This window comes from Xanthomonas sp. LMG 12462 (genome assembly GCF_009192885.1).
GTDB lineage: Bacteria > Pseudomonadota > Gammaproteobacteria > Xanthomonadales > Xanthomonadaceae > Xanthomonas_A > Xanthomonas_A sontii.
On record NZ_NMPP01000095.1, the window covers coordinates 1 to 15,733 of the forward strand.

13 protein-coding genes are annotated in these 15,733 nt (G+C 69.8%); 8 read left to right on the forward strand and 5 right to left on the reverse strand.

The genetic code is table 11. The features are described 5' to 3' along the window. Together CEK69_RS19675 and CEK69_RS19680 are read left to right on the forward strand one after the other, a co-directional pair. Window positions 1-276: cupin domain-containing protein (locus CEK69_RS19675; RefSeq protein WP_152247494.1), on the forward strand; the 276-nt coding region annotated here is incomplete at its 5' end. A 70-nt stretch (window positions 277-346) separates the two neighbouring features. Continuing rightward, window positions 347-1,849, forward strand: coding sequence for an aldehyde dehydrogenase (locus CEK69_RS19680; RefSeq protein ID WP_152247496.1), 1,503 nt, complete (start codon window positions 347-349; stop codon window positions 1,847-1,849). Window positions 1,850-2,010: 161 nt separating this feature from the next. Here CEK69_RS19680 and CEK69_RS19685 read toward each other — a convergent pair whose 3' ends face one another. Further along, window positions 2,011-2,508: a DUF1203 domain-containing protein gene (locus tag CEK69_RS19685; RefSeq protein ID WP_152247498.1), complete on the reverse strand. Its 498-nt coding sequence runs from the start codon at window positions 2,506-2,508 to the stop codon at window positions 2,011-2,013. A 173-nt stretch (window positions 2,509-2,681) separates the two neighbouring features. After that, complete coding sequence (locus CEK69_RS19690; protein ID WP_152247500.1) at window positions 2,682-3,275, reverse strand: hypothetical protein; 594 nt, start codon at window positions 3,273-3,275, stop codon at window positions 2,682-2,684. Window positions 3,276-3,897: 622 nt separating this feature from the next. Between CEK69_RS19690 and fdhD the strand changes: the two genes are divergently transcribed. The 4 genes from fdhD to CEK69_RS19710 all read left to right on the forward strand — a co-directional run bounded on the left by fdhD (window position 3,898) and on the right by CEK69_RS19710 (window position 8,695). Beyond that, the gene (fdhD, locus tag CEK69_RS19695) at window positions 3,898-4,755 is read left to right on the forward strand and encodes a formate dehydrogenase accessory sulfurtransferase FdhD (protein ID WP_152247502.1); all 858 of its coding nucleotides are present in this window, start codon (window positions 3,898-3,900) and stop codon (window positions 4,753-4,755) included. Further along, window positions 4,752-7,100, forward strand: a complete 2,349-nt coding sequence (locus CEK69_RS19700; RefSeq protein ID WP_152247504.1) for an FdhF/YdeP family oxidoreductase — start codon at window positions 4,752-4,754, stop codon at window positions 7,098-7,100. Before fdhD ends, CEK69_RS19700 begins: the two co-directional genes overlap by 4 nt. Further along, window positions 7,090-7,338 (forward strand): hypothetical protein, encoded by a 249-nt coding sequence (locus CEK69_RS19705; RefSeq protein WP_152247506.1) that lies wholly within the window; start codon window positions 7,090-7,092, stop codon window positions 7,336-7,338. Before CEK69_RS19700 ends, CEK69_RS19705 begins: the two co-directional genes overlap by 11 nt. A gap of 76 nt (window positions 7,339-7,414) precedes the next feature. Next, window positions 7,415-8,695, forward strand: coding sequence for an MFS transporter (locus CEK69_RS19710; RefSeq protein WP_152181758.1), 1,281 nt, complete (start codon window positions 7,415-7,417; stop codon window positions 8,693-8,695). Here the strand turns inward: CEK69_RS19710 and CEK69_RS19715 are convergent. The 3 genes from CEK69_RS19715 to CEK69_RS19725 all read right to left on the reverse strand — a co-directional run bounded on the left by CEK69_RS19715 (window position 8,676) and on the right by CEK69_RS19725 (window position 12,894). Further along, on the reverse strand, window positions 8,676-10,013 hold the full coding sequence (locus CEK69_RS19715) for a diguanylate cyclase (protein WP_017908483.1): 1,338 nt from the start codon (window positions 10,011-10,013) through the stop codon (window positions 8,676-8,678). The two genes, CEK69_RS19710 and CEK69_RS19715, sit on opposite strands and share 20 nt — an antisense overlap. Window positions 10,014-10,101: 88 nt before the next feature. Continuing rightward, window positions 10,102-11,409, reverse strand: coding sequence for an FAD-binding oxidoreductase (locus CEK69_RS19720; RefSeq protein WP_193314046.1), 1,308 nt, complete (start codon window positions 11,407-11,409; stop codon window positions 10,102-10,104). 105 nt (window positions 11,410-11,514) lie between these two features. Further along, window positions 11,515-12,894 carry a glutamine synthetase family protein gene (locus CEK69_RS19725; RefSeq protein ID WP_152247510.1) on the reverse strand — a complete coding sequence of 460 codons (1,380 nt, stop codon included), beginning with the start codon at window positions 12,892-12,894 and terminating at the stop codon, window positions 11,515-11,517. 268 nt (window positions 12,895-13,162) lie between these two features. On the opposite strand from CEK69_RS19725, the gene CEK69_RS19730 reads away from it, so the two are divergent. Continuing rightward, the gene (locus tag CEK69_RS19730) at window positions 13,163-13,918 is read left to right on the forward strand and encodes a gamma-glutamyl-gamma-aminobutyrate hydrolase family protein (protein WP_150411204.1); all 756 of its coding nucleotides are present in this window, start codon (window positions 13,163-13,165) and stop codon (window positions 13,916-13,918) included. Between the two features lie 5 nt (window positions 13,919-13,923). Continuing rightward, window positions 13,924-15,306 carry a glutamine synthetase family protein gene (locus CEK69_RS19735; RefSeq protein WP_017908479.1) on the forward strand — a complete coding sequence of 461 codons (1,383 nt, stop codon included), beginning with the start codon at window positions 13,924-13,926 and terminating at the stop codon, window positions 15,304-15,306. Window positions 15,307-15,733: the final 427 nt, after the last annotated feature.

The following is a 15,733-nucleotide window of genomic DNA, read 5'->3' on the forward strand; positions in this document are numbered from 1 at the left end:
TACCTGGTCGGCCAGCATCGCCCGCAGCGGCAGATGTGCATCCTGCGCGAGGTGATGCCGCCGGGCAGCGACACCGGCAGCGCGATGCTGGTGCACGACGGCGAAGAGGGCGGGGTGGTGGTGGCCGGCGAGGTGGAGATCACCGTCGGCAGCCAGGTGCGGGTGCTGCGCGCGGGCGAGGGCTACTATTTCGAAAGCCGGGTGCCGCACCGGTTCCGCAACGTCGGCCGCGAGACCGCGGTGCTGGTCAGCGCCAATACGCCGGCCACCTTCTGAGCCGCATGCGCGCCGCGCCGCCGCCGGCCGTCGCGTGCTTCCGATCCTTCCGCCGCAGCAGGAGTTTCCGATGACCGCACCCCGCACCCGCGACGCCTGGCAGGCGCTGGCCGACACGCTGCGTCCGCGGACCCAGGCCTTCATCGACGGCCGCTACGTCGACGCCGCCAGTGGCAAGACCTTCGACTGCATCAGTCCGATCGACGGCCGCCTGCTTGGCCGCGTGGCCGAGGGCGAGGCCGCGGACATCGACCGCGCGGTCGCCGCGGCGCGGCGCAGCTTCGAGGCGGGGCACTGGTCGCAGGCCAAGCCCGCGCAGCGCAAGAAGACCCTGCTGGCGCTGGCCCAACTGGTCGAACGCCATGCCGACGAACTGGCCTTGCTGGAATCGCTGGACATGGGCAAGCCGGTGCGCGATGCGCGCGCGGTGGACCTGGCGGCGACGGTGCGCTGCCTGTCCTGGACCGCCGAGGCGGTGGACAAGCTCTACGGCGAAGTGGCGCCGACCGGACAGGACGAACTGGGCCTGATCACCCGCGAGCCGCTGGGCGTGGTCGGCGCGATCGTGCCGTGGAATTTCCCGCTGCTGATGGCCGCGTGGAAGATCGCCCCGGCGCTGGCCGCCGGCAACTCGGTGGTACTGAAACCGTCGGAGAAATCGCCGCTGAGCGCGTTGCGCCTGGCCGAACTGGTCGCCGAGGCGGGCATTCCCGACGGCGTGTTCAACGTGGTGCCGGGCTTCGGCAAGGGGGCCGGCGAGCCGCTGGCGCTGCACATGGACGTGGACGGGCTGGTGTTCACCGGGTCCACCGCGGTCGGGCGGCGCCTGCTGCAATGCGCCGGGCTGTCGAACATGAAGCGCGCATACATGGAATGCGGCGGCAAGAGCCCGAACCTGGTGTTCGCCGATGCGCCGGACCTGGAACAGGCGGCGCAGGCGTCGGCGATGGCGATCTTCTACAACCAGGGCGAGGTCTGCACCGCGGCCTCGCGTCTATTGGTGCAACGCTCGATCAAGGATGCCTTCGTCGAGCGTGTGGTCGCCGCCGGCCGCGCGCTGCAGCCGCGGCATCCGTTCGACGACGACGCGGCGATGGGCGCGCTGGTGGACGAGACCCAGACCCACCGCGTGCTCGACTACATCGCCCGCGGCAACGCCGAAGGCGCACGCCTGCTGCTCGGCGGCAAGCGCGTGGAGGTGGTGCCCGGCGGCTGCTACGTGGAGCCGACCATCTTCGACGAGGTCGGCCACGAACACACCATCGCCCGCGAGGAGATCTTCGGCCCGGTGCTGTCGGTGATCGCCTTCGACGACGAGACGCACGCCCTGCGCATGGCCAACGACAGCGACTACGGCCTGGCGGCGGGCGTGTGGACCCGCGACATCGGCCGCGCGCACCGCGTGGCGCGCAAGCTGCGCGCCGGCAGCGTGTGGGTGAACTACTGGGATGGCGGCGACATGACCGCCCCGTTCGGCGGCTACAAGCAATCGGGCAACGGCCGCGACAAGTCGCTGCATGCCTTCGACAAGTACACGGAGATGAAGGCGACGTGGATCAATCTGGGTGAGTAGCGGGGAGTGGGGATTTGGGATTCGGGATTGGTGAAAAGCGGGGTTGCGTCTGCGGATGTCGTAGGAGCGTCTTCAGCGGCGATGGGCGTTTCCGGTAGTGCTCATCGCGGCTGAAGCCGCTCCTGCAACGCCGGGTGCGTTCCAGGTCGCGGCGCAGCCACTCATCCCCGATCCCGACTCCCCAATCCCGGCTCCCGCTCCACCCGGCACGCGAAACAGCCCTGCCGCGCATGATGCAGGTGCAGGTAATGCACCTGCGGGTCGGCGAAGGCGCAGGCGATCGCGGTGGCGATGCGTTCGCCCGGCTGCACGTCGGCGGCGATCAGCATGTCGCCGGCGTCGTAACCGCGCAGCGAGATCAGGCGGCGGACGATGGCATCGGGTACTTCGCCCGGCGCCGGTGTGGCGGTGGCGACGTGGCGGCGCACGTAGATCGGGCCGGCGGCGCGGTACGGGGTCTGCGCGGGTTGGTGCAGGTAGTGCAGCAACAGCAGTTCCTCGCCGGGCCGCGCGTCCTCCAGGCTGATCCGGCAGGGATAGCCGAGCGCGCTGTCGGCGCGGAGGCGCCGCGCGTGACGTGCCTGCAGCTGTGCGTCGTCGAGATCGAACAGCGGGTCGAACGCAGCGGCCGGCAGGCCGACGCAGCGGAAGCTGGACATGGGCGCTCCAGGAACGGATGGAGCGCGCAGCGTGCCGCTCGCCGCGATCCCGCGCTGGCCGTATTCGGACCCGGCATTCGACCGGTGCCCGGTCCGGCATGCGCGCCGCAGCGCCGGGCCGGGCGGCGCGTCTCGGTAGCAATGCCGTGCCGCCGCCGCGGCGCGTCCGCGCCTCAGCGCGGCACGTAGTCGGGGAAAGCCACCGGATGCCGCGGATCGGCCGATTGCACCTGCTCGCCGTCCTTGACCAGCGCCTCGGCGTCGGGCGAAGGATTGGGGTTCATTTCCCAGCGCTGCTGGATGCGCTTGTGGAACAGCCACTGCTTGCGCTGCGCGTCGTAGCGGAAGGTGATGAAGTCGGTCCAGTGCTGGCCGCAGGAGACCCCGTTCTGCACGGTGAAGTAGCGACCCTTGGCGGCGAACGGTTCGTCGCCATCGGTGAACGGATCGCACTGGCCGCCCTCGTCACGCTTGAGGATCACCCGGTCGTTCCGCGCCGCCAGCCGGTAGTGGCCGTCGCCCTGCTGCACGAAGATCAGCAGCGGTCGCGCCGGGGCCGGATCGCGCTGCGCCTCGCCGCGCTGCTGCAGCGCGACCAGATAATCGGCGCGGCCGTCGCCATCGAGATCGGCCTGCAGCTGCGCCAGCGGCAGGTAGCCGGCCGGCACCTGGCGCAGCACATCGGCGGGCAGGTCGGCGGCGTTGGCGGTGTGGGTGCCGAGCAGCCCAAGGCCGGCGGCAAGGCAGAGGCGGAACGGGGTGGGCATGGGGGACGGTTTCGCAAACGTGGGGCCGCCAGCCTACCCGACCGGCGGGGGATGGCGGCAGCGCGACGTGGCGGCGGCGTGCGTCGCCACGACGCGGCTTGCGCTGGGGCTTCTTGCAGCGCACAAGGAAAGGCGCCTGCCGCGCGCCGCGGCGCCGATCGCAGTCGGGTGGGGGCGCGGCTGTTGAAAGGGGGCGGCATCCGTCGCGGGTCGCTGGGTGTGCCTGCGCGGGCGCTTGGAAACGGCAGCGTGCCCACGCGCGCGGGCGACCGTGCGGCTGGGCCAGGCGCTGGCCGGCGCTTCGGCCCACACGTGCGTGGGTCGGGTTGGCAGGGCGTCACCCGCGCTGCCAGTGGCGATTGGCCTGCCGCCCTCACAGGTGTACAACACGACGCTGTAGCATCCTTGGCGGGTAGCAAGGCGTGTCCGATCGGCGCCCGCATGAAGCTGGTCGTGGGCTGACGCGGGGAGGCGGCAGCCGCGGAAGGCCTTCCGGCGTGCGGCACTGTCGCCGACGGCGGTCACCGCTGCCCATGGTGCGGCCGAGCGACGGGAGTGCCCCGGCATCCCCGTCGCACGGCAGAATGCGTTCGTGCTGTTCCACTGAGTCCGGAGGGTCGCGATGTATTCGGGTGCGTCATCCAGGCCAGGTGCGGTCGCGCGCGGCGTGCGTCGCCACCGCGACGGGCGCACGGCCGTCGCCCAGGACCTGGTCGCGGCCGAGGTGCCGGTGGCGTTCGCCTACAACGACACGCCGTTCGTGGTGATGATGGCCACGCCGGAAGACCTGGAGGATTTCGCGCTGGGCTTCTCGCTCAGCGAGGGCATCGTCGCGACGCCGGCGCAATTGCGCATCGAGGCGGTGGAAACCTATCTGGAAGGCGTGTCGCTGCGCCTGCAGGTTCCGCCAGCGCAGGCGGCGGCATTACAGGCGCGGCGCCGCAACCTGGATGGGCGCAGCGGCTGCGGCGTGTGCGGCAGCGAATCGCTGGAGGCGGTGTTGCGTGCGCCGCGGCCGGTGCCGGCCGGTACCCCGATCGCGCCCGCGGCGCTGGCCCAGGCGCTTCGCGCGCTGCGCGCGCAGCAGACCCTCAACGCGCTGACCGGCGCCACCCATGCCGCGGCCTGGGCCGACGCGCGCGGCGAGCTGCTGCTGATCCGCGAAGACGTCGGCCGCCACAACGCGCTGGACAAGCTGATCGGCGCGCTGGCCGGCGCCGGCCTCGATCCGGGCGCCGGCCTCGATCCGGGCGCCGGCTTCGCGGTGGTCACCAGCCGTGCCAGCTACGAAATGGCAATGAAGGCCACGCAGGCCGGTATCCCGTTGCTGGCCGCCATTTCCGCGCCCACCGCGCTGGCCATCGCGCTCGCCGACAGCGCCGGCCTCACCCTGATCGGCTTCGCCCGCGATCACGATTACGTCGTCTACAGCCATCCGCAGCGCCTAGCGCACACAGAACCCGCCGGAGAGCCCGCATGAGCAAGAAGACCATCCAGCCCTACACGCAACCGGCCGGCGGTTGGGGGGCGTTGCGCGCGGTGGCCAAGCACCTGATGGAGCAGGACGTGGCGGTGCAGGGCGCCAAGACCCTGCTGCACGTCAACCAGCCCGACGGCTTCGACTGCCCCGGCTGCGCCTGGCCCGACCGCGACCACACCTCCACCTTCGAATTCTGCGAGAACGGCGCCAAGGCGGTGGCCGCCGAATCCACCGCACGCCGCGCCACCCCCGAGCTGTTCGCCCAGCACAGCGTCGCGCAACTGGCCCGCTACAGCGACTACTGGCTGGAAGGGCAGGGCCGGCTGACCCAGCCGCTGCGCTACGACGCCGACACCGACCACTACGTGCCGATCGACTGGGACGACGCGTTCGCGCTGATCGCCCGGCACCTCAATGGCCTGGCCTCGCCGAACGAGGCGATCTTCTACACCTCCGGCCGCACCAGCAACGAGGCCGCGTTCCTGTACCAGCTGTTCGTGCGCGAGTTCGGCACCAACAACTTCCCGGACTGCTCCAACATGTGCCACGAGCCGTCCGGCACCGCGCTCAAGGCGCAGATCGGGGTCGGCAAGGGCACCGTGTCGCTGCAGGATTTCGAACTGGCCGATGCGATCTTCATCTTCGGCCAGAACCCCGGCACCAACCATCCGCGCATGCTCGGCGAACTGCGCCAGGCGGCCAAGCGCGGCGCGGCGATCGTCTCGTTCAATCCGCTGCGCGAACGCGGCCTGGAGAAGTTCGCCGATCCGCAGGACAAGCTGCAGATGCTGCACAACGGCTCCACGCGCATCTCCTCGGACTATTTCCAGCTCAAGATCGGCGGCGACCTGGCGGCGGTGAAGGGCATCATCAAGCATGTGCTGGAGCGCGACGCCGAGGCGGCCAGCAGTGGCCAGCCGCGGCTGCTGGACCTGGAGTTCATCGCCGGCCATACCGTCGGCTTCGAGGCCTTCGCCGCCGAGGTCGCGGCCGAGCCGTGGGACACCATCGTCGAGGAGTCCGGGCTGAGCGAAGCCGAACTGCGCAAGGCCGGCGAGATCTACCTCAAGGCCGAGCGGCTGATCGCCTGCTGGGGCATGGGCATCACCCAGCACAAGCATTCGGTGGCGACCATCCAGATGATCGCCAACCTGCTGCTGCTGCGCGGCCATCTCGGCCGTCCCGGCGCCGGCGCCTGCCCGGTGCGCGGCCACAGCAACGTGCAGGGCGACCGCACGATGATGATCTACGAGAAGCCGCCGGAAGCGTTCCTGGACCGGCTGCAGGCGGTGTTCGGCTTCGCCCCGCCGCGCGCGCCCGGTTACGACACGGTCGGTGCGATCGAGGCGATGGCTGACGGCCGCGCCAAGGTGTTCTTCGCCATGGGCGGCAATTTCGCCACCGCCACGCCCGATACCGACGCGACCCATCGCGCGCTGCGCCGCTGCGATCTCACCGTGCACGTCACCACCAAGCTCAACCGCAGCCATCTGGTGCATGGCCGCGACGCGCTGATCCTGCCGTGCCTGGGCCGCACCGAGATCGACATCCAGGAGGGCGGGCCGCAGCACGTCAGCGTCGAGGATTCGATGAGCATGGTGCACCTGTCCGGCGGCATCAATCCGCCGGCCTCGCCGCAGTTGCTGTCCGAGCCGGCGATCGTGGCGCGGCTGGCCGAGGCCACGCTGGGGGCGCGCAGCGCGATACGCTGGCGCTGGCTGGTGGCCGACTACGACCGCATCCGCGACCTGATCGGGCAGATGTTCGACGACTTTGCCGACTTCAACGTGCGGGTGCGGGTGCCGGGCGGCTTCCGCCTGTCCAACGGCGCGCGCGACCGCGAATGGGACACGCCGGAGGGCCGCGCGGTGTTCAAGGTGCATGCGGTGCCCACCGACAATCCGATCCACCGCGCGCGCCGTCAGCACCCCGGGCAACTGGTGTTCACCCTGGCGACCACGCGCTCGCACGACCAGTACAACACCACCATCTACGGCCTGGACGACCGCTACCGCGGCGTGTTCGGCGAGCGCCGCGTGCTGTTCATCAACGCCGCCGATATCGCCGACCTGGGCATGCGCGCCGGCGACTGGGTGGACCTGCACAGCCTCTGCGAGGACGGCGTGCCGCGCCAGGCCAAGCGCTTCCTGCTGGTCGAGTACAACATCCCGCGTGGCTGCCTGGCGGCCTATTACCCCGAAACCAATGCGCTGGTGCCCTTGTCCAGCTTCGCCGACGAGGCGCGCACGCCGACCTCCAAATCGATTCCGGTGGTGGTCACTGCGCATCTGGCCGACGCCGCTGCGGCGGCGCCGCGCGACATCGGTGTGGCGCTTGTCCGCTGATCCGCTGCTGACCACGCGTCTGTTGCGATTGCTGGCCGAGGCGCCGGACGGCATGGCGCTGGCGCGTGTGTGCAAGCGCCTGGACGTGCGCATGAGCGTGCTGCTGCGCACGCTGGCCTGGCTCGGCGATGCCGAACTCGCCGGGCAGCCGGGGCCGGGCTGGGTGCGGGTGGAGCGTCGCGGCGAACGCGAGATCGCGGTGCTGACCGCTGCCGGTCGCGCGCAGTTGCCTTCCTGAGTGGCGGCGTGGTGGCGGGAGACAAGCCGTGACCGGGCTGCCATGATCTGACGGCTTTCCCGTCGATGTCGCCTCCATGACCGTTGCCGCGTCTCCCGTTCCGCCCGTCAACTCGCCGCGTCGCGTGCTGCTGGCCAGCCTGGTCGGCACCACCATCGAGTTCTTCGACTTCTACATCTACGCCACCGCTGCGGTGCTGGTGTTCCCCAAGCTGTTCTTCCCCGAAGGCGATGCCGATGCGGCGCAATTGCAGTCGCTGGCGACCTTCGCCGTGGCCTTCGTCGCGCGGCCGCTGGGATCGGCGCTGTTCGGCCATTTCGGCGACCGCATCGGCCGCAAGGCCACCCTGGTCGCGGCGCTGCTGACCATGGGCCTGTCCACCGTGCTGATCGGCCTGCTCCCCGGCTACGAACGGATCGGCCTGTGGGCGCCGGCACTGCTGGTGCTGTGCCGCTTCGGCCAGGGCCTGGGCCTGGGCGGTGAGTGGGGCGGGGCGGTGCTGCTGGCCACCGAGAACGCGCCGCCGGGCAAGCGCGCCTGGTACGGCATGTTCCCGCAGCTGGGCGCGCCGCTGGGCTTCCTGCTGTGTTCGGGCATCTTCCTGCTGCTGGGCGCGCTGCTGGACGAGGCGCAGTTCCTGCGCTGGGGCTGGCGCATTCCGTTCGTCGCCAGCGCCCTGCTGGTGATCACCGGGCTGTGGGTGCGCCTGCGCATCCACGAGACCCCGGACTTCCAGCGCGCCCTGGACCGCAACGAACGCGTGCGCCTGCCGATGCAGACGGTGCTCTCGCAGCACATCGGCGCGACGCTGCTGGGCACGTTCGCGGTGCTGGCGACCTTCGTGCTGTTCTACCTGATGACGGTGTTCGCGCTGGGCTACGGCACCACCACGCTGCACTACAGCCGCGAGCAGTTCCTGCTGCTGCAGATGGTCGGCATCCTGTTCTTCGCCGCCGGCATCCCGTTGTCGGCCTGGTACGGCGACCGTCGCGGCACGCGCCCGGCGATGCTGGTGGCCAGTGTGGCCATCGTCGCGTTCGGGCTGTTCTTCGCGCCGCTGTTCCAGGCCGGGCAGCCCTGGCAGGTGCTGGGCTTCCTGGCGCTGGGATTCTTCTTCATGGGCCTGACCTACGGCCCCTGCGGCACGCTGCTGGCCGAACTGTATCCGGTGCCGGTGCGCTACACCGGCGCCTCGCTGGCGTTCAACCTGGCCGGCATCATCGGCGCGGCGCCGGCGCCGTACGTGGCGGTGTGGCTGGCCACGCACTACGGCCTGCCGTGGGTGGGCTACTACCTCAGCGCGGCGGCGCTGCTGACCTTGCTGGCCCTGCTGGCGATCAGGCGGCCGCGTCGCTGAGCGCCGGCTCCGCCGGCGGCGCGTGTTCGACCCGGTTGCGGCCGCCGGCCTTGGCCAGGTACAGGTACTTGTCGGCCTCGGTCAGCAGCGGATGCAGGGTCTGCCGCTGCGGACCGCTGCTGCTGACGCCGATGCTGATGGTGAGACGCAGCGTCTGCGTGCCCAGCGGAATCGCGAGGTCGGCGATGCGCGCGCGCAGGGTTTCGAAGTAATCGGCGGCCGCGGCGGGGGCCAGGCCCGGCACCAACATGCAGAATTCCTCGCCGCCGAAGCGCGCCACCATGTCCTGCGGGCGCGCGTGCGCGGCCAGGGTCGCCGCCACCGCGCGCAGCGCTTCGTCGCCGGCCTCGTGGCCGAAGGTGTCGTTGATGTGCTTGAAGTGGTCGATGTCGAGCATCGCCACGCAGACCGGCTCCTGCCGCGCCAGCCACTTCGCCAGCACGCGCTGGCTCTGTTCGAGGAAGTGCCGGCGGTTGGGCAGGCTGGTGAGGAAGTCGCGTGTCGCCAGGTCCTGCAGGGTGCCGATCAGCTCCAGCTGATCCACGTTCTGCGAGACCCGGCAGAAGAACTCCTCGCGCGAGAAGGGCTTGCGCAGGAAGTCGTTGGCGCCGTTCTTGAGGAAGCGCGGTACCAGCGACGGGTCGTTATTGCCGGACAGGCCGATCACCGCCAGCATGTCGCGCGCGCGCAATGCGCGCAGCCGGCGGGTGAATTCCACGCCTTCCATGCCCGGCATTTCCTGGTCCACCACTGCCAGGCGGATGGACGGATTGGCCTCGATCGCGCGCAGCCCGGCGGCACCGTCGGCGGCCTCGACCACGCGGTAGCCGTACATCGACAGCAGGGAGGCGGCGTAGGCGCGCGCCGACGGCGAGTCGTCCACCACCAGCGCGGTGATGGACCGGTTGCGCGCCAGTCGCTGCACCAGCCAGGCCAAGTAGTCGATGCTGTCCGGCGCGTTCTTCAGGACGAAGTCGATGATCTGCTGGGTCAGGATGCGCTTGCGCAGGCTCTCGTCGTAGACCCCGCTGACCACCACGGTGGGCAGCCCGCGCGCGACGAAGAAGTCCACGACGGTGTCGCGGTCGCCATCGGCCAGCACCAGCCCGGTCAGCGCCAGGAACCAGGGGCCGCCGTCATCCAGGGCGGCGGCGGCCTCGGCCAGGGTGGAGACCACCACGACCGGCAGTTCGACCCGTTGCTCGATCGCCGCGCGCAGCAGGTCGGTGAAGGTGCGCGAGTTTTCCACCAGCAGGATGCGCTGCTGTGCGGGGCTGCCGTCGGGGGCGATCGGGGCGATCGACAACGGGTGCGACATGCATGCCTCGCGGGCGGCAATCCAGGAATGGAACCCGGTTAGCGGCCGTGCGCGCGCAAACTTGAGGGCGGCGTGGGTGCGTCGCTGGCTACCAGAGCGCGTCGCGCAGCTTGTACCAGGACATCGCCGCCACCAGCAGCGGCGTGCGCAGCAGGCGGCCGCCGGGAAAGGGCGCGTGTGGGATCCGTGCGAACACGTCCAGCCGCTGCGCTTGCCCGGCGATCGCCGCGGCGATGACCGCGCCGGCCAGGCCGGTGGCGGCCACGCCATGACCGGAGAAGCCCTGCGCGAAGTACACGTTCGGGGTCAGCCGGCCCCAATGCGGGGCGCGGTTGCGGGTGATGTCGACGTAGCCGCCCCACACCGAGTCCATCTCGACCTGGCGCAGTTGCGGGAACACCCGGCGCATGCGCCGGGTCAGCACCCCGCGCAGGCCGGGCGGCGGCAGCGACGAATAGCTGGCGCGGCCGCCGAACAGCAGCCGGTGGTCGCGGCTGAGGCGGAAGTAGTCCAGCGCCCAGTTGACGTCGGCCACCGCCATGTCGTTGCCGATCAGTTCGCGGGCCAGCGCCTCGCCCAGCGGCGCGCTTGCGCCGATGTAGGTGCCGACCGGCATGATCCGCGATTCCAGCTCCGGGGCGATGCCGCGCAGCCAGGCATTGCCGGCGAGGATGGCGAACTCGCCCTCGACCTCGCCGTGCGCGCTGCGCAGGATCGGTCGCGCGCCGCGCACCAGTTGCGTGACCGGCGTCTGCTCGTAAATGCGCACCCCGGCCGCCAGCGCCGCCCGCGCCAGGCCGCGCGCGTAGTCCAGCGGATGCAGGTGGCCGCTGGCCGCGTCATACATCGCCCCCAGGTAGCGTGGGCTGCGCAACTGCGACTGCAACTGCGCGCGGTCCCACCATTGCAGCGAATAGTCGTAGCGCTGCGCCATCTCGATGATGCCGGCGCGCAAGGCGCGTTCCTGGCGCGGCTTGATCGCCACGTGCGCATGGCCGTCGCGCCAGTCGCAGGCGATGCCATGGCGGGCGATGCGGGTACGCAGCAACTGCATGCCGTCGCGGGAGAAGTCGAACAGCAGCCGCGCATCGTCCTGGCCGAGCAGGGCTTCCAGGGTGTGCTGCTCGCAGCCGTAGCCGACGATGGCCTGGCCGCCGTTGCGCCCGGACGCACCCCAGCCGACCCGCTGCGCCTCCAGCACCACCACCCGATACCCGGCCTCGGCCAGGGCCAGCGCCGCACTCAGCCCGGTATAGCCGGCACCGAGGATGCACACGTCGGCGCGCACCTGGCCTCGTAATGGTTCCTGTTTCGGGAATGGTGCGGCGCTGTCGAGGTACCAGGACGCGCCGGGAATGGGGACTCGGGAATGGGGAACGGGAGAAGCGCCGGTCATGGCGGCGAACTGCAGTGATGGCCCAGGCGCACCATGTCCTGGGCTCCAGACGCTTTCGCGCTCGCTGCTTTCGATTCCCGATTCACCATTCCCGATTCCCAGCCTTCAAACCGTGCGCAAATACCAGCGATAGTCCACATCGCTGACCTGCGCCTGGAAGTCCAGCAGCTCGCGGCGTTTCTGCTGGCCATAGATATGCCGGAAACGTGTGCCGAACGCGGTGGCGGCGAAGTCGCTGTCCAGGAAGCGGGCGATCGCGCTGCGCCAGTCCGGTTCGCGTGCGGCGTGTTGCGCGTAGGCGTTGCCCTGGGTCGGCGGGCCGGGGTCTAGGCCCTGCGCCAGGCCGTGTTCGATGCCGGCCAGCACCGCCGCGACGACCAGGTAGGGGTTGGCGTCGGCGCCGGCGATGCGGTGCTCGATGCGGGTGTTGGCCGGGTCGCTGTGCGGCACCCGCATCGCCACGGTGCGGTTGTTGAAGCCCCAGCTGTCGTTGAGCGGGACGAAGGCATTGGCGACGAAGCGCCGGTAGCTGTTGGCGTGCGGGGCGAACAGCAGCAGGCAGTCCTCGGCGCTGTGCTGCAATCCGCCGATGGCATGGCGCAGCGGCGCGGCCGGCGCCTGCGGGGTGCAAGCGAACACGTTGTGGCCGCCATCGTCGAGCAGGCTCACGTGCACGTGCAGACCGCTGCCGGATTGCGCGGCGAAAGGCTTGGCCATGAAGCTGGCGAGCAGGCCCTGCTGCTGCGCGATCGCCTTGATCGCACGCTTGAGCAGCACCGCATCGTCGCAGGCGGCCAGCGCATCGGCGCGGTGCTTGAGGTTGATCTCGAACTGGCCCGGCGCGTATTCGGCGACCGCGGTGTCGGCCGGGATGCCCTGCGCGCGGCAGGCCTGCGCGACCGCATCGGTGAAGCCGCGCTGGTCGTCCAGTTCCTGCATGTAATAGACCTGGGTGCTGTCGTTGCGCAGTCCGCTGTGGGCGTGCAGCGGCGGCTGCGGGCGGCCGTGCGCGTCGGCGTGCGGATCGAACAGGTAGAACTCCAGCTCCACCGCGATCACCGGGGTCAGCCCGCGTGCCTGCAGGCGCGCCAGCACCTGCGCCAGCACCTGGCGCGGGGCGAAGTCGAGCGCGCCGCCGGCGCCGTCCTGCATCGCCAGCAGCAGTTGCGCCGACGGCACCGGCGCCCACGGCACCGGCCGCAGACTGCCCGGCACCGGGAAACACAGCCGGTCCTCGTCGCCGATGTCGTAGCCCAGCCCGGTTTCCTCGACGGTATTGCCGGTGATGTCGGTGGCGATCAGCGACATCGGCAGGCACACCCCGTCGCGGTAGACCTTGTCCAACGCGTCGCGGGCGATGCGCTTGCCGCGCAGCAGGCCGTTGCAGTCCGGCAGCAGCAGGTCGACCTGCTCGCAGCCGGCGATACGCTGCAGGGTCTGGGCATCGTCCGGGGGCAGCAGCGGAGCGTCGTGCATGCGGGTCATCGCGGCGGACGGCGGGAGTGCTTCGAGCTTAGCAGAGCGCCATGGCGTCAAGAATACTCAACAGCGGCAGGAGGCGGCGTGCCGACGCTCGCTCGCGCGGCACGCTGGCCGTGTTGCGCTTTTGCGGCATGACGAAGGAGATTTTGCGGCATCGTGCACGCCGGTCAGCGCCTCTGCAGGTGCGTTGTGCGCCGTGTCCCAGTGCGTGTCGTGTTGTAAAAATAAAACGCTCGCGGTAACTTGCGAGGACGCCACACGAGTTCTTCGCATGGCCGTATCGCCCCTGGTCGGCGTGCCGACCGACCGCAAGCTCATCGGCCAGCATCCGTTCCTGGCCGCGGGCGAAAAGTATCTGCGTGCCGCCGTCGATGGGGCCGGGGTGACCCCGGTGCTGCTGCCGTCGCTGCAGCCGCCGGTCGACGCCCGCGCCTGGCTGACGCGGCTCGACGGCCTGCTGCTGACCGGCGCGGTCAGCAATATCGAGCCGCACCATTACAGCGACGAGCCGAGTTGGCTCGGCAACCTGCATGACCCGGCGCGCGACGCCAACACGCTGGACCTGATTCCGCAGGCGATCTCGCTGGGCCTGCCGATCCTGGCGATCTGCCGCGGCTTCCAGGAAGTCAACGTCGCCCTCGGCGGCACCCTGTATCAGAAGGTGCATGCGCAGCCGGGGCTGTCCGATCATCGCGAGGATCCGCAGGCGCCGCTGGAGGCGCAGTACGCGCCGGCGCACGAGGTGGCGCTGAGCGAAGGCGGCTGGCTGGAGGAGATCGCCGGCCGCGGGCGGGTGCGGGTCAACTCGCTGCACGGCCAGGGCGTGGCCCGGCTCGGCGGCGACCTGATCGTCGAGGCGCTGGCGCCGGACGGGCTGATCGAGGCCTTCCGCGGCATCGGCCCCGGTTTCCTGCTCGGTGTGCAATGGCATCCGGAGTGGCGGGTCCTCGACGATCCGTTCTATCTCGGCATCTTCCAATCCTTCGGCGACGCCTGTCGCCACTATGCGGCCAGCCGCAGGCGCTGATTCCCATGGCCAGTCGACCCCGATCGCGCAAGCACACCCCGGAACAGCAGGAAAGCTCGCTGCGGCGCTGGCTCAAGGAGCGCCACATCACCGAGGTCGAGTGCCTGGTGCCGGACATCACCGGCAACGCGCGCGGCAAGATCATTCCCGCCGCCAAGTTCTCGCACGACTACGGCACGCGCCTGCCCGAGGGCATCTTCGCCACCACGGTCACCGGCGACTACCCGGACGACTACTACGACCTGACTTCGCCGTCGGATTCGGACATGCAGCTGCGCCCGGACCCGGACACGGTGCGCATGGTGCCGTGGGCCGCCGACCCCACCGCGCAGGTGATCCACGATTGCTATACCAAGGAAGGCCAGCCGCACGAACTGGCGCCGCGCAACGTGCTGCGCGGGGTGCTGGAGGCGTATGCGGCGATCGGCTGCAAGCCGGTGGTGGCGCCGGAGCTGGAGTTCTTCCTGGTGCAGAAGAACACCGACCCGGACTTTCCGTTGCTGCCGCCGGCCGGCCGCTCGGGCCGGCCGGAGACGGCACGGCAGTCGTACTCGATCGACGCGGTCAACGAGTTCGATCCGATCCTGGACCTGATGTACGACTATTGCGACGCGATGGAGCTGGACGTGGACACGCTGATCCACGAATCCGGCGCGGCGCAGCTGGAGGTCAACTTCACCCACGACGACGCGCTGTCGCGCGCCGACCAGGTGTTCCTGTTCAAGCGCACCATGCGCGAGGCGGCGCTGCGCCACGGTGTCTACGCCACCTTCCTGGCCAAGCCGATGGAGAACGAGCCGGGCAGTGCGATGCACATCCACCAGAGCCTGGTGGACAAGCACGGCAAGAACGTCTTCAGCGGCCGCCGCGCCGGCGAGTACAGCCGTACCTTCGCCCATTACCTGGCGGGCCTGCAGAAGTACGTGCCGATGGCGATGGCGTTCTTCGCGCCCAACGTCAATTCGTACCGCCGGCTGATGTTCGGCGAGGTGTCGCCGAGCAATGTGCTGTGGGGCTTCGACAACCGCACCTGCGGCCTGCGTGTGCCGATCGACACGATCGAGAACATGCGCGTGGAGAGTCGTTTCGCCGGTTCCGACGCCAATCCCTACCTGGCGATGGCGGCGACGCTGGCCTGCGGCTTGCTCGGAATCCGCGAGAAGCTTGAGCCGACCGAGCCGACCACGGGTAGCGGCAAGGAGATGGGCTATCAGTTGCCGCGCTCGCTGGGCGAGGCGTTGGACGAGTTGGAGCGTTGTGCGCCGTTGCAGGAGTTGCTGGGGCCGCGTTTCGTGCGGGCGTACATTTCGGTCAAGCGCAAGGAGTACGAGACGTTCTTCCGGGTGATCAGCTCGTGGGAGCGGGAGTTTTTGTTGTTGAACGTGTAGTGGGCGATTCGCGTCAGCCAGCCAGAACATCACCGTCGCCGTTGCCGTTGCCGTTGCCGTTGCTGTCGCTTTTGCTTTTGCTTTTGCTCCTGACGTTGCTCTTGCTCCGGATGTTGATGTTGCTTTTGCCTTACCGGGTTCCCTTCCGAAGCGGCGGCCATCGCGGGGAAAAACCCGAAGGGCGGCGTACATGGATGTACGCCGTCCGCGGCAGGGGCAGGATGCCCCTTCCGCGGATCCCCGTGATGGACGCGGACCCGGAGCGCGCAGCGCGGAGGGCGCGAAGGCAGGGCGCGCTTTCTTTTGGTTACTTTTCTTTGCGCGAGCAAAGAAAAGTAACTCGCCCGAAAGGGCGAAAGCCTTTAAAGCTTTTGCTGTTGCTTCAAGCTTGAGTGTCAGACGAGAAGAACTGTAGGAGCGGCGTCAG